We start from the raw sequence: 13,171 nt of genomic DNA on the forward strand, positions 1-13,171 counted from the left end.
TCCGTTTTGTATATCGTCGCGTTTGGCTTGCGTGCAACCGGAGAACGCGATGCGTGATCGACGTATTGCCCGCGCCGCGTGCATGCTGGCCGTGTCCGCGCTCGCCTGTTTGAGTTCATACGCCGCGCAGGCTCAGGCGCCCGCTGGCGGCCCGCCCGCCGCGCCCCCGCCGGTTCTGCCCAACAATGACGGCGCCGACGGCGTGCTGCGCGTCTGCGCCGATCCGAACAACATGCCGCTCTCGAACAGTCAGGGCGAGGGCTACGAGAACAAGATCGCGGCGGCGATGGCGAGCGATTTCGGCTACAAGCTCGAATACACGTACTTTCCGCAGCGCATGGGCTTCGTGCGCCGCACGCTGCGCGACAAGGTGCCCGACACGGACCGCTTCAAGTGCGATCTGATCATCGGCGTGCCGAAGGGTTATGACCTGACGGCCACCACGCGTCCGTATCTGCATTCCACCTACGCAATGGTGTTTCCGAAGCGGCCGGAACTGGCAAACATCAACACGCCGGCCGATCTTCTTAAACTCCCGCCCGACGAATTGCGCAAGTTGCGGCTCGGCATTTTCTCGCAGACACCCGCGGTCGACTGGCTGCTCGGCAATAACCTGATCGAGCAGGCAGTGTCGTATCAGGCGCAAAGCGGCGATCCGCAAGCGTTCCCCGGTGAAATGATCCAGCGCGATCTCGCCAAGGGCAACGTGGACGTCGTGTTCCTGTGGGGACCGATTGCCGGCTATTTCGTGAAGCTCGCGGGCGATAGCGTGAAGATCGTGCCGTTCCCGCCGCAGCCCGGCATTCGCTTCGACTACGAAATTTCGATGGGCGTGCGCTACGGCGAAAAGGCGTGGAAAGACAAGGTCGATCAGTGGATCGGCGCGAATCACGACAAGATCGACAAGATTTTGTTGAGCTACGAAGTACCGCTACTGCCGATCGCCAGCGCGCCGGCCGCCACGCAATGATGCGCGGCGTGCGGAGATTGTCCGCGTGCGCGCTCGCCGCCGCATTCTTCGCGGCGAGCACGGCGAGCGCGGCGGAATCGAGCGATATCGCGCCCGCCGAGCGGTTGCTTTTCATGACGACGCATCTGCATGGCATCGCGCCGCAAACCGAACTCGACTACGCGATGAACGCGGCGGGGCCGTCGGAGAAGGTCGCCGATACCGTGCGCGTGCTGATCACGAGTCCCGACAACACGGGCGGCGACGCGCGCGTGACGGACCGCAGCGGACCGGTCGAGGTGCCGGGCGGCTTGCCGTGCAACCCGGTGATCCTCTATTTCCTTGAGCGCGACATCGCGGAGATGGAGCAGCAAACGGGCGGCAAGCGGCGCTATTTCCAGCAGCGCGTGCGTCTCGCACTCGCCGCCGGGCCGCCGATCACGCAAGTGACGACCGACGCAAACGGCAAGCCGGTGAAGGCGCGCAAGATCGTGATTCAGCCGTATCTCGGCGACCCCAACGGTCAGCGTTTCGCGAAGTACATCGCGAAGCGCTACACGTTCCTGATCGCGGATGACGTGCCGGGAAGCGTGATGCTCATCAGCACCGAAGTGCCCGGCGAGAACGGCGATTTCGTTCATCCGCTGCAAACGGAGACGCTGAGTTTTCAGGGCGCGCTCCACAATCTCCCGCCCGCGAAGGGCACGACCGCGCCGGTGAAGCCGCCGAACGCGCCACGCGCGAGCCGTTGATCGTGTTTGAACGTTACTGCGGGGTGACTGCTCATCGTGAACCTGATCCGCTCGCTGACCCTGCGGCAGTTGCAGATTTTCGTGATCGCGAGCCGCTGCCCGAGCTTCGCGCGGGCAGCCGAGGAACTGCATCTGACGCAGCCCGCAGTGTCGATGCAGATTCGTCAGTTGGAGGAAGCGGTCGGCTTGCCGCTGTTCGAGCGGATCGCGCGGCGTCTCACGCTCACCGAGGCGGGCGAGCGGCTATCGCATCACGCGAGCCGGATGCTCGGCGAGATCAAGGACGCCGAGGACACGATGATGTCGCTCCGGCAGGCCGAGAGCGGCACGATCGCGGTGAGTATCGTCAGTTCGGCGACCTATTTCGCGCCTAAATTACTGGCACTTTATTCGCAGCAGTATCCCAACGTCGATGTGCATTTTTCGGTCGGCAATCGCGAGACATTGCTGCGTCTTTTGCAGGACAACGCAACCGATCTCGCCATCATGGGCCGTCCGCCGCCCGAACTCGGCACCACGGCCGAGCCGCTCGCTTATCACCCGCATGTGATCGTCGCGCCGCTCACGCATCCGTTGCGGGGCATGCGCCGTTTCGACCTGCAGGAACTCGCAGGCGATACTTTCCTTCTGCGCGAGCCGGGTTCGGGAACGCGCGCGGTGGCCGAGCACATGTTCCGGCAAAACCTGTTCAATCCGGCGCGGCGCGTGACGCTCGGCAGCAACGAGACCATCAAGCAAGCGGTGATGGCGGGCATGGGCGTGAGCCTCATTTCGCTGCATACGCTCGCGCTTGAATTGCGCACGGGCGAGATCGCGCTGCTGGACGTCAACGGCACGCCGCTCGAACGGACCTGGCAGATCGTGCATCTGCGCTCGAAGCAGTTATCGCCGACCTGTCTCGCGTTTCGCCGCTTTTTGCTCGAACACGCGGAGCCGTATCTGGAGCGCGAATACGCGCATCTGGTGCTGCACAAGCCTACGCGTACCGGCAAATTGCATGGCGATGCCGCGCCCGCCGGTGCGTCTTGAGATGCGTGCTTTATGTGCGATCGCGCTGTGCTTTTTTCTGACGGGCGGCGCGCACGCCGAAACTCAATTCAACCTGACGCAGTTCGCGCCGGGTCTTTACGTGCATCGCGGCGACGACGACGTCGCGACGCCCACGAATGGCGGAGACATCGCGAACATCGGATTTATCGTCGGCACGCGCTGCGTCGCGGTGATCGACACGGGCGGCACAGCTGCCATAGGACGCGCATTGCGTTCAGCGATCCGCTCGGTCACGGCATTGCCGGTTTGCTACGTGATCAACACGCACATGCATCCCGATCATATCTTCGGCAATGTCGCGTTCAAAGGCGACGGCGTGCAGTTCGTCGGCAGCGCGACGCTCCCTGAGGCCGAAGCGTCGCATGCGCAAAGCTATTTGCGCGCGCTCAAACGCGAACTCGGCGCAGCGGCGGACGGCAGCGAAATCATCCCGCCGACGCTTGTTGTAAGTAACGACATGACACTCGATCTCGGTGGCCGGGTGCTGCATCTGAAGGCGTGGAAAACAGCGCATACGAACAACGACCTGACGGTATACGATGAAGCAAGTGGCACGCTGTGGCTCGCGGATCTGCTGTTTGTCCAGTGCATTCCTGTGATAGATGGCAGCGTGCTCGGCTGGCTCGGCGATATCGCGTCGATCCGCCGGATGAATCCGGCGCGCGCCGTGCCGGGTCATGGTCCGATCGACACGCCGTGGCCGCAGGCGCTCGACGCCGAGGAAGCGTATCTCGCGCGGCTCGTGCGCGATGTGCGCGGCGCGATCCGGCGCGGCGAGACCATGCAGCAGGCGGTCGATACGATCGGACTCGACGAGCGGGAACGGTGGCGGCTTTTCGATCTCTACCACCGGCGCAACGTGACGACGGCTTACGCGGAACTCGAATGGGAACCGTAGACGCTGCGTCGAAAATAGCGGTATGGAGGTGGATCATGAGCAGGACAGCATTCAGTGCGGCGCTGACCGTTGCATGGATTGTCGGCATCACGTTTGCGGCGCAGCCCGCGCAGGCCACGCAGCCCGAGGACAATCCCGACACCGTCGCGCGCTGGCAGGACTTCCGCGAAGGCATGTTCAAGGACCGCAAGATCGAGACGCACGGCGACGCCGTCATCAAACTCGATGCGCCGGCGCGCGCGGCCGATGGCGCGGTGGTGCCGATCTCGATCGTCGCGCAGTTTCCGCAGACCTCCACGCGCTACATTCGCCGCGTCTATCTTTTCATCGATGAAAACCCGGAGCCGTACGCGGGTTCGTTCGAGTTCTCGCCGGCGTCCGGTCTCGCGAGCGTGGAAACCCGCGTGCGGGTGGAGGATTACACGTTCATGCGCGTGATCGCGGAGACGAACGACGGGCATCTTTATAGCTCGGTGCGTTTCGTGAAGGCGTCGGGTGGATGCTCGGCGCCCGCGGGCAAGGACGATGCCGCCGCCGAGGCCAACGCGGGCAAGGTCAGGCTCGTGGCGGAAGGCGCGAGCGTCGCGGGTAAACCGCAACTCGCGCAACTGATGGTGCGTCATCCGAACCGGACCGGCATGGCGATGGACCAGGTGACGCGCAACTACGCGACCGCGTACTTCGTGCGCCGCGTGACCGTGACTTACGCCGACCAGCCCGTGATGATCGCGAACGTGAATTTTTCGATCAGCGAGAACCCGAATTTCCGCTTCTACTTCGTGCCGCGCGAGAGCGGCGAGTTGCGCGCAAATATCGAGGATACGAAGAGCCATCAGTTCAATGGCGCGATTGCCGTGGGCGCGCAACCATCGGCGCAACAGACTTCCTCGACGAAGCTGTGATGCGCAGGATTGTCGGGGTGATGTTGTTTCTGGCACTGCCGTTCGCGAACGCCGCGTCCGGCGATGTGCCCGCGCCCGTCGCGCTCGCGCCGGGCGTCTACGTGATGCAGGGCAGCGGCGATGCGGTCGCGCCCGCCAATCGCGGCATGGTGGCGAACAACGGGTTTATCGTGGGATCGAGCGGCGTGACGGTGATCGACACGGGCGCGTCGTATCGCTATGGCCGCGCGATGATCGAAGCGATCCGCCGCGTCACGCCGCTGCCGGTCGAACTTGTGATCGTCACGCATCAGGGTCCGGAATTCGTCTTTGGCGCAGCGGCATTCCGGGACCGCGACGTGCCGATTCTCGCGCATCGGCGAACGGCGGAACTGATCCGCGACCGTTGCGCCATTTGCCTGAAAAACCTGCGCAAAACGCTGGGCGAAGAAGAGATGAGCGGCTCGCGCGTCACCGTGCCGGACCGAACGATCGACGCCACGACGCAGATCACGAGCGGCGGGCGCGATATCGAATTGCTGTACTTCGGCCCCGCGAGCACGCCGGGCGATCTTGTCGTGCGCGATCCGCAGACCGGCGTGCTGTTTGCGGGCGGTCTGGTCAATGTCGGACGCATTCCCGAATTGCGCAACGAGCAGATTCCCGGCTGGCTCGCCGCGCTGACGAAGCTACAGACGCTCGAAGCGAGTTTGATCGTGCCTGCATTCGGGCCGCCCGTGACCCGCGATAAAGCCGCCGATACCGGCACGTATCTGCGCGAACTCGATGCTGGCGTGACGCGCGCCTTCGACTCGGGCATGGGTTTGATCGAGGCGATGCGAACCGTGCAGGTGCCGGCGTTTGAGCATTACAAGCTGTACGCGAGCGCGCAGCCGCAAAACGTGCAGCGGCTTTACCTGCAACTCGAAAAGAAGTGAAACCACGCAGACCTTTCAGGAGACATGTCATGGCACAACTCGTCGCGCTCTACAAGACACCGGCCGATAAACAGGCCTTCGATGCGCACTACACGTCCACGCATATTCCGCTTGCGAAGACCTTGCCGGGCTTGACGCGCTACGACATCAGCACTGGGCCTGTCGGCGGCGGCACCGATTATTATCTGGTCGCGCTGCTGGCGTTCGATTCCGCCGAGGCGATCGGTGCGGCACTCGAATCGCCCGAAGGGAAAACGACCGCGGCCGATCTTGCCAATTTCGCGCAGGCAGGCGTGGAGTTGTTGATCTTCGATACGAAGCAGGTATAACCTCGCGGGCTGTTTGAAAAAACAGCTGATTTTTTGGGTTGCTGGGTTGCGTGGGGTGGGTGGTGCACCGGCCGGTTGCCTTTGCGCTTTCCGGGAACTTGCTTTCGTGTAGGTTGATTAGCACGCCGTTATGCGCGGCAGCACGGGATTCGGCGCCGTGGGGCGGCTTGGGGGTGGTCGGGGTAAACCGTCTGATGCGCCTGCGCTTTCTGGGAACTTGCTTTCGTGTAGGTCTATTAGCACGCCGCTATGCGCGGCAGCAGTCACTTTCTTTGCTGCTGCAAAGAAAGTAACCAAAGAAAGCAGCTTATCCGCCTAAGTGTCCACCACGAATAACAACAGGGATAGGCGCGCAAGCTGACTCGGCTAACTCGCAGTTATTGGTATTGGCACAGCGCCTGTCAGTTCCGTCCTCGCTGCGCGCGGACGACAGGCAGATCAAGAACCAGCGATCGGTTTGGTTTGGTTTGGTTTGGTTTTTGGGGTTATGCCGTTCTGGCAGGCACTTTGTGCCTGCCGGGATGGATGAGCGGTTCCACTCTGTGGTGTGGTGCGATGGTCGAATCAGCTTGCGCACCACTCCCGGAAATCGTTCGTGGTGGACACTTAGACGGTCACGCTGCTTTCTTTGGTTACTTTCTTTGCAGCAGCAAAGAAAGTGACTGCTGCCGCGCACAGCGGCGTGCTAATAAACGCACACGAAAGCAAGTTCCCAAGAAGCGCCCAAGTAACCAAACCAAAAGCGCCAGCAAACCAAAAAGGGCCAGCAAACCAAACCCGTACAAAGAGCGCCAGCAAAACCAAACCCGTCCAATCAAAGCGCCAGCGTCCTCCGTCCAAATCCAGCTAGACTACCGGCTATGGATACGTGCCGTTACTGCGGAAAAGAGCGCGAAGAGTGGGACTGCCACGGGCAGGCGTGCCGGAGAGCCATCGCCAAGGCGCTCCGTCGACAACGCGCGGGCCTGCCAATGATCGCGAACGTCATCCGCAACGAGCTGCCTGCAAACGCGAGCAACGGCGAGGTCATCGCGCAACTGTCGCGGCAACGCGTGCGCGCCCGAAGAAGCAACGAAGAGCGGCGGGAACGCAAGGAAGTGGAGGACGGCGAGGAGGGTTGACGGCGCTCGCTTGCAGGTCTTCTGAAAGCGCCCGGGTATCATTGTCCAATTGCGTCGCCCGATCGACCCCGTTGGTTCAATATGATGAATACAGTCAAAGCTTTATTAATTAGTGTGCTTCTGGTCGTGCTGGTGTTCGGCGGTTATCTGCTGTTCCGTACCGGCGATTCGTCGATTTCCCCGTCCCACGTCGCCGCGAGCAGCACGTCGGCCCCCGCGCTCGCCGATCTCCGCGCCGCCGAAATCCATGTGACCGAAGGCAGTATCGCCGCCGCCGTGCCGTCCGCGAGCAGCACCACTCCGGCACCCAAACCGGTACACGTTCCAGACGTGGCGGCACAATCTGCCTCGATGGCCACCAGCGTGGCAAAAGCCGCGCCGCCAGAAGAAAAGCCGCATCGAAAGGCCGCCGCGCCGCGCGAAATAGTGCAGGCTCAACCTTCCGTCAGCACGCCGCCGCCCGCGGTCGCGGTGACCCGCGCGTCGAAACCGGCTGGGTCGGCAATGACCGATGAACTGGTCAGGGAGTCCGCGAAACTCGATCCCTCATTGCCGCCGCCCGACCGCAACAGTCTGTCCAGCTTATCGGCGCCGCCCAGCCGCGACACCACGCGCCGTCACGGCACGAATCCGGTTGCATCCGCGATGACGGACGGACTGGTCAGAGAATCCGCCAAGCTCGATCCCGCTTTGCCGCCGCCCGACCACACCGCGCATTGAGCTCGCAGCAAGGGCGCATTCACGCCGACTGTCCGAGCGCATGTTCGGCGTTGAGCACAATGCGATCATCCCGGCCCGGCCATACGGTCGCCTCGAAGCGATGCGCCGGGACGGGTTCGGAATACAGAAAGCCCTGCGCGAAATCGCATCCCACCGCGACCAGAAAATCGCGTTGCTCGACCGTCTCCACGCCCTCGGCGATGACCTTCAGCCCCAGCTTGTGCGCGAGCACGACCATCGCTTCGCAAAGCGCCTGATTGTCGCCATCGAAGGCGAGGTTCTGGACGAACGAACGGTCGATCTTGAGATAGTCGATGTCGAAACGCCTCAGATAGGCGAGCGACGAATATCCCGTTCCGAAGTCGTCGATCGAAATTCGAATGCCCGCGTCGCGAAGCGTCTGCAAGCGCTCGTCGATCTTCGATTCAGCGTGCAGCAACAAGCCTTCGGTAATTTCGATGGCGACGCTTTGCCCTGGCATCCCTTCGCGCAGCAGATATTCGGGCCATTCGGCGCTCACGAACCCGTCCTGTCGAATCTGCAGCGGCGACATGTTGACGCTGATCTGGAACGACGGATGGAAGCGGCTGCGCCATTGCCGCGCTTGATCGACGGCTTGCTTGAATACCCAGTCGCCGATCGGAATGATGAGCCCGGTATCCTCGGCGAGCGGAATGAAATCGAGCGGACTGATCATGCCGCGCTCGGGGTGCATCCAGCGGATCAGCGCCTCGGCCTTGTAGATTTCGCCGCTCGCCAGATCGACGATTGGCTGGTAATACACGCGGAATTGTTCGCCCGGCAGCGCGGCGCGCAGATCGCTCGTGAGGCGCAGGCGCTTTTCCGCCGCGATCTGCAACTCGGGCGTGAAATAGCTGAAACGGCTGCGTCCCGCGTTCTTCGCGGCGTACATGGCCTGGTCGGCGTTCTTGAACAGGATGTCGAGTTCGCCGGCGTCGTCGGGGAAAAGCGTGATGCCGATGCTGGCGGAAATGTAGACCTCGTCCGGGCCGAGCCTGAACGGTTCGCACATCGCCTGGATGATCGTTTCGGCAATGCGTTCGATGCTTTCCGTGTTGTCGAGATTCGGCAGTATCACGGTGAATTCGTCGCCGCCGAGGCGCGCGACCGTGTCCGATTCGCGCACGCACGCCGTGATCCGCCGGGCCGCTTCGATCAGCAGGACGTCGCCCGTATCGTGTCCAAGCGAATCGTTGACTTCCTTGAAGCGGTCGAGATCGACCAGCATCAGCGCCATCGGCCGTCCCGAGCGCCGCGAAATCCTGGTTTCGTGTTCCAGCCGGTCCTGGAACATCCGGCGGTTCGGCAACTGGGTCAGCGCGTCGAAATTGGCCTGTTTCCAGATGGTCGCCTCGAAAGCCATGCGCTCCGAGATATCGCGGCCGACCGCGAGCACCGAACTCACCACGCCCGACCGGTCGATTTCCGGCGTGAGGCGAATATGCGTGCAATGTTCCCGGCCGTCCCTGGCGGTCCATTTGAGCTCGAACTGCGCCGGCTCCCCACTCGAAATGGTCTCGCTGATTTTTTCTTCGTAGATCAGCGCATTCGCGCCGCCCGGAATTTCCGAGGGACGCTTGCCGAGCGATTCTTCGAGGCTGTGTCCCGCCGACGCACAGAACGCCGGATTGGCGTACGTGCGCCGGAGCGCGCGGTCGTAGCGCGTGATCGTGTCGGGCGAGTTCTCGATCAGCGTGCGCGACTCGTGCTCTTTCGTGATGAGTTCCGCCGTCCGCTCGGCGATGGTCTGCTCCAGCGACGCGTTGATCTCGTTGATCTTCTGGATTTTCTGCCTGATCGCCTCGCGCATTTTTCCGAAGCGTTGCGACAGGCGGCCAAGTTCGTCCTGGCCGCCCGCGTTCGTGAGCGGTTCCGGTTCCAGGTCCGCTTCTGCCGCGTTGCCGGCGCCGTAGAGGTTTCGCACGAGTTCCCTGAGCGGCGCCGAGATGCTGTGCGAAATGAAGTAGGCGAAGAAGATGGAAAGCAGAAAGCCCGAGATGCCGACCAGCACGATCTGGTTGCGCACCGACTGCGCTTCCGCCGTCAGTTTTTCTTCGGCCATGGTACTGACGACGAACCATGTGGTGCCGGGAATTCGCGTGTATGCCGCAAGATAACGGCCGCCGCGACGACCTTCGAAGGCGACGAAGCCATTCGGCGCGCTCTGCGCGAGGCGGTCGATCAGCCCGGCTTCGGGCGTGTCGCCCGACTTGGCCGAGGTGTTGTCGGCGCGAACGATCAGCTTGTCGTTGCTCGCGTCGAGAACGTAGATCTCCGTGCCGCTGCCGGGCGCCACGTCGTTGAAAATGGTCGAGAAATGTTCGGGGCGGATCACCAGGACCAGATTGCCGATCAGCCGGTTATTGCTCTTGCCGATAATCGCCCGCACCATCCCGAGGTTTTGCTGGCCGACGCCGTTGTCGTAGCTGCCCCAGTAAGGGCGGCCGTTGCGTTCGGGCGCCTGCTTCACCAGACGCATCACGCCGCGCGTCAGTTGCGCGAACGCCTGCGTGTCCATGATGCGGTTGGATTTGTCGAGCAGATACTTCTGGTTGATAAAGTCAATCGATCCGTAGTGTTCCAGCAGCAGCCGTGTCATGTCCTGACGCGCCTCGCTCTGCTCGGTTTCAGTGCCGTTGGCAACGCGGGTCAGCGCGCCCTGAACGCGGTCCGACAGCACGACGAGGCTGCTTTCCGTCTCGATCTGTTCCATCCGCAACAGGACGTTGCGCGAGACCTGCTTCACCACTTCCTTCGAGAATATCTCGGCCTTTTCCTTGATCGCCGCCGTCGATTCCACATACGAGATGTAGCCCGAGATGAGGATCGGAATGAGCGAAAGCAGGATGAACGCGGTCATCAGGCGATAGCGAATCTCCACGCGGCGCAGCAGATCCAGCGAGAGATATTCGAACGCGCCTTTCAGCGAAAAGATGATTGAGCTCATTTGTAATGCATCTTCGCTTCGTTCTTGACGGACGCATCCAGAAGTTTCGCCGCCTGGCCCGGCGTGATCTTCTTGAAGAGGACGTCCTGCATCAGCGGATGCAGGCGCTCGATCGAATTGGACGGCAGAACCGAATAGTACGGGCTGGCTGTCACCGGAAACCGGCTGACCATGCGCGTGTAATCGACAATTCGGGGATCGCTCACCGTCGCGCCCGCCACTTGTTTGAACGGCGCGATGTTCTGACGCTTGCGCTGGAGAATGGCGAACCCTTTCCCGGCGATGAATTCGAGGAAACGCATCGCAGCCGCCTTGTTCGGCGTCTCGCAGACCGCGAAGCCGGTCTCGCTGCCGATCACGGGCACGACGCGCTTGCCCGGCGCGTTCCATGGCGGAATGAACACGCCGGCTTTGAACCGATTGCCGTGCAGCAACGGACCCGCCGCCCAGCTACCGTGAAACGCCATCGCGACTTGGCCTTCCTTGAAGAGGCGGATGCCTTCGTCGTAGTTGGTCGACATGTAGGACTTTTGCACGTAACCGCGGTCGGCCATCAGCCGGATCTTCGCGAAGATATCGGCGACTTGCGGTGTGTTCAGGTCCAGCGTGCCGTCGCCGATCTTGGCTTTCCAGTCTGCGTCGCGCGCCACCACGTTGTTCGCGAAGCCGAAACTGAACGGGCCGTTACCGAGCATGTTCGGAAAGCCGCCGTTCCACATGATCGGCGTGAAACCCGCGCGTTTGAGCCGTTCGCAAATAGCCAGGAATTCGTCGAAATTAGTGGGAAGCGTTTTGATGCCCGCTTTCGCGAACATGGCCTCGTTGTAGTAGATCAGCGTCGTCGCCACGCCGCCGGAAATGCCGAAACTCCGCGACTGGCGGCTGGTCCAGTCGTCCTTGAGCGGATCGAGCATGTTTTTCCATGCCGACGTGCCGCTCACGTCCGCGAGGATCCCTTGGTCGGCGAGTTCGGCTGCATAGGCATTCGGATTAACGCTCACGAAATCCGGCAGGTTGCCCGAGGCAATTCTCGGCTTGATGTTTTCCTCGACGGAATTGCCGATCATGAACTGCACGTTCACGCTGATGTCCGGATTCTGCTTGTCGAACTCGGCGGCGATCTGGAGCATTTCCTCGGGCCAGTCCGGCGCCCACATCAACGCGGTGATGGTGGTCTTGGGCACGGCTGCGGCGATCGGCGAGGCATTGCGGTCCTCGTGACGACAACCGCCAAGCGCCACGAGAACCAGGCTGACCAGTCCAGCTAGCAGGGTAGCAAACTCAATTCGTCGCACTTGCAGTTCACTCGTCGGTTTCGGGATGAATCGGCCTGGCTTCGGTCGGAAAAATTTGATGCGTCTGGTATCGGACCGGTGCACGTCGCGTCGCGAAAGAGCCAATGGCGTTGCCACGGTGGTGCCGCTGCTGCGGTCAGTCGCCTCGTACCGGCGAACCGGCGTACCGGCGTACCGGCAAATTCGACGAGGCAGTGCGTAGCCTGCATATCGGCATTGGGAGCGAATTCTTTAGCGCGGGCGCGGGATGGATCGGGCCCGAATTCGGGCTTTTGAGTAAGAAACGGGAAGTGGATTGCGTCGGCGAAATCAACGGAACGCCACTTGAATTCAAATATGGAATCGTGTTCTCATTCGTGATCTCCTCACAAAAATGAGAACACCATGGCAGGCAATCTGGAGCGGGCGCTGGCGATTGTCGAATTGCTCGCGAGGAATGGCGGGCGCATGCAGCTCGCGGCGATCGCGGATACGCTCAACATTCCGCGCAGCGGCACGCACCGGTTGCTCGCCACGCTGATCGACGAAGGCTACGTGCGTCAGGACGAAGACCACGGCGAGTACCTGCTGGCGCTCAAGCTGGTCTCGCTCGCGCTGATCTATCTCTCGACTGGCGGCGTGCTCGATGTTTCGCAGCCCGTGCTGGACCGGCTCGCGGCGAGTTCGGGCGAACTCGCCCGGCTCGGGGTCGTCGAAGGTGAGCACATTACGTTCGTGGGGAAGGCGCAGGGCGCGAAATCGGGACTGCGTTACGACCCCGACATGGGCAGCCAGCCGCCGCTGCATTGCACGGCGAGCGGACAGGCGTGGCTTGCGTCGTTATCGGACGAAGAGGCGCTCGAAATCGTCTCGCGGCAGGGCGGGCTCGGTCAGGCGGCGCAGAAAGGTCCCAAGGCGCCCAAGACTATCCAGCGGTTTCTCGCCGATCTGCAGGGCGCGAGAAAGCGCGGTTACGGTATCGCGAGCGAAACCTACGAAGCTGGCATGACGGCGATGGCCGCGCCGATTCGTCATCCGGTGTCGGGCGTCGTGGTGGGCGTGGTGAGTCTCGCCGGGCCGACCAGCCGTTTGCCTGCCGAGCGGCTCGACGCGCTCGCGCCCGCGCTTCTCGAAGCCGCGTCCGACATGGGCGCGGCGACGCTGAGTTCACCGTATTTCAAGCGCGGTGTAACGCCGAACGCGACTACGGCGACCGAAGTAAAGGAAGCGCCCACGCCTGCGCCCGCGACAAAGCGCGTGGCGCGAAAGCGGGCAGCATAACGCGGCTCTC

At 62.3% G+C, this 13,171-nt stretch carries 12 protein-coding genes; 10 read left to right on the forward strand and 2 right to left on the reverse strand.

What is annotated here, in order from left to right; translation table 11 throughout:
* Positions 1-49 precede the first annotated feature (49 nt).
* The 9 genes from AC3D25_RS23000 (at position 50) to AC3D25_RS23040 (ending at position 7,638) form a co-directional block, all read left to right on the forward strand.
* Entirely contained in the window at positions 50-970 is a 921-nt protein-coding gene (locus AC3D25_RS23000) for a substrate-binding domain-containing protein (protein WP_488890779.1), read from the forward strand.
* Entirely contained in the window at positions 970-1,701 is a 732-nt protein-coding gene (locus tag AC3D25_RS23005) for a hypothetical protein (protein WP_488891060.1), read from the forward strand. Before AC3D25_RS23000 ends, AC3D25_RS23005 begins: the two co-directional genes overlap by 1 nt.
* Positions 1,702-1,737: 36 nt before the next feature.
* Positions 1,738-2,730, forward strand: coding sequence for a LysR family transcriptional regulator (locus AC3D25_RS23010; protein ID WP_488890780.1), 993 nt, complete (start codon positions 1,738-1,740; stop codon positions 2,728-2,730).
* Complete coding sequence (locus AC3D25_RS23015; protein ID WP_488890781.1) at positions 2,699-3,649, forward strand: quinoprotein relay system zinc metallohydrolase 2; 951 nt, start codon at positions 2,699-2,701, stop codon at positions 3,647-3,649. Before AC3D25_RS23010 ends, AC3D25_RS23015 begins: the two co-directional genes overlap by 32 nt.
* A gap of 35 nt (positions 3,650-3,684) precedes the next feature.
* The gene (locus tag AC3D25_RS23020) at positions 3,685-4,551 is read left to right on the forward strand and encodes a quinoprotein dehydrogenase-associated SoxYZ-like carrier (protein ID WP_488890782.1); all 867 of its coding nucleotides are present in this window, start codon (positions 3,685-3,687) and stop codon (positions 4,549-4,551) included.
* A 20-nt stretch (positions 4,552-4,571) separates the two neighbouring features.
* Positions 4,572-5,468 carry an MBL fold metallo-hydrolase gene (locus tag AC3D25_RS23025; protein ID WP_488890783.1) on the forward strand — a complete coding sequence of 299 codons (897 nt, stop codon included), beginning with the start codon at positions 4,572-4,574 and terminating at the stop codon, positions 5,466-5,468.
* Positions 5,469-5,497: 29 nt separating this feature from the next.
* The gene (locus tag AC3D25_RS23030) at positions 5,498-5,797 is read left to right on the forward strand and encodes an EthD family reductase (protein WP_488890784.1); all 300 of its coding nucleotides are present in this window, start codon (positions 5,498-5,500) and stop codon (positions 5,795-5,797) included.
* 860 nt (positions 5,798-6,657) lie between these two features.
* Positions 6,658-6,918 carry a hypothetical protein gene (locus AC3D25_RS23035; protein WP_488890785.1) on the forward strand — a complete coding sequence of 87 codons (261 nt, stop codon included), beginning with the start codon at positions 6,658-6,660 and terminating at the stop codon, positions 6,916-6,918.
* Between the two features lie 81 nt (positions 6,919-6,999).
* Positions 7,000-7,638 (forward strand): hypothetical protein, encoded by a 639-nt coding sequence (locus AC3D25_RS23040; protein WP_488890786.1) that lies wholly within the window; start codon positions 7,000-7,002, stop codon positions 7,636-7,638.
* 19 nt (positions 7,639-7,657) lie between these two features.
* On the opposite strand, the gene AC3D25_RS23045 is transcribed toward AC3D25_RS23040, so the two are convergent.
* Both AC3D25_RS23045 and AC3D25_RS23050 read right to left on the reverse strand, forming a co-directional pair.
* Positions 7,658-10,606, reverse strand: a complete 2,949-nt coding sequence (locus tag AC3D25_RS23045) for a bifunctional diguanylate cyclase/phosphodiesterase (protein ID WP_488890787.1) — start codon at positions 10,604-10,606, stop codon at positions 7,658-7,660.
* A complete protein-coding gene (locus AC3D25_RS23050) occupies positions 10,603-11,763 on the reverse strand; it encodes an ABC transporter substrate-binding protein (protein ID WP_488891061.1) in 1,161 nt (386 codons plus the stop codon). Before AC3D25_RS23050 ends, AC3D25_RS23045 begins: the two co-directional genes overlap by 4 nt.
* A gap of 522 nt (positions 11,764-12,285) precedes the next feature.
* Here AC3D25_RS23050 and AC3D25_RS23055 point away from each other — a divergent pair.
* On the forward strand, positions 12,286-13,161 hold the full coding sequence (locus AC3D25_RS23055; protein ID WP_488890788.1) for an IclR family transcriptional regulator: 876 nt from the start codon (positions 12,286-12,288) through the stop codon (positions 13,159-13,161).
* The last annotated feature ends 10 nt before the right edge of the window (positions 13,162-13,171 follow it).

It is taken from the genome of Caballeronia sp. SL1002 (assembly GCF_057814995.1).

Excerpts from the sequence above, each read along its gene's own strand:
- AC3D25_RS23000 (WP_488890779.1), top strand. The coding sequence starts at position 50 with ATGCGTGATCGACGTATTGCCCGCGCCGCGTGCATGCTGGCCGTGTCC.
- AC3D25_RS23005 (WP_488891060.1), top strand. The coding sequence starts at position 970 with ATGCGCGGCGTGCGGAGATTGTCCGCGTGCGCGCTCGCCGCCGCATTC.
- AC3D25_RS23015 (WP_488890781.1), top strand. The coding sequence starts at position 2,699 with ATGGCGATGCCGCGCCCGCCGGTGCGTCTTGAGATGCGTGCTTTATGT.
- AC3D25_RS23020 (WP_488890782.1), top strand. The coding sequence starts at position 3,685 with ATGAGCAGGACAGCATTCAGTGCGGCGCTGACCGTTGCATGGATTGTC.
- AC3D25_RS23025 (WP_488890783.1), top strand. The coding sequence starts at position 4,572 with ATGTTGTTTCTGGCACTGCCGTTCGCGAACGCCGCGTCCGGCGATGTG.
- AC3D25_RS23030 (WP_488890784.1), top strand. The coding sequence starts at position 5,498 with ATGGCACAACTCGTCGCGCTCTACAAGACACCGGCCGATAAACAGGCC.
- AC3D25_RS23035 (WP_488890785.1), top strand. The coding sequence starts at position 6,658 with ATGGATACGTGCCGTTACTGCGGAAAAGAGCGCGAAGAGTGGGACTGC.
- AC3D25_RS23040 (WP_488890786.1), top strand. The coding sequence starts at position 7,000 with ATGATGAATACAGTCAAAGCTTTATTAATTAGTGTGCTTCTGGTCGTG.
- AC3D25_RS23045 (WP_488890787.1), bottom strand. The coding sequence starts at position 10,606 with ATGAGCTCAATCATCTTTTCGCTGAAAGGCGCGTTCGAATATCTCTCG.
- AC3D25_RS23050 (WP_488891061.1), bottom strand. The coding sequence starts at position 11,763 with ATGTGGGCGCCGGACTGGCCCGAGGAAATGCTCCAGATCGCCGCCGAG.
- AC3D25_RS23055 (WP_488890788.1), top strand. The coding sequence starts at position 12,286 with ATGGCAGGCAATCTGGAGCGGGCGCTGGCGATTGTCGAATTGCTCGCG.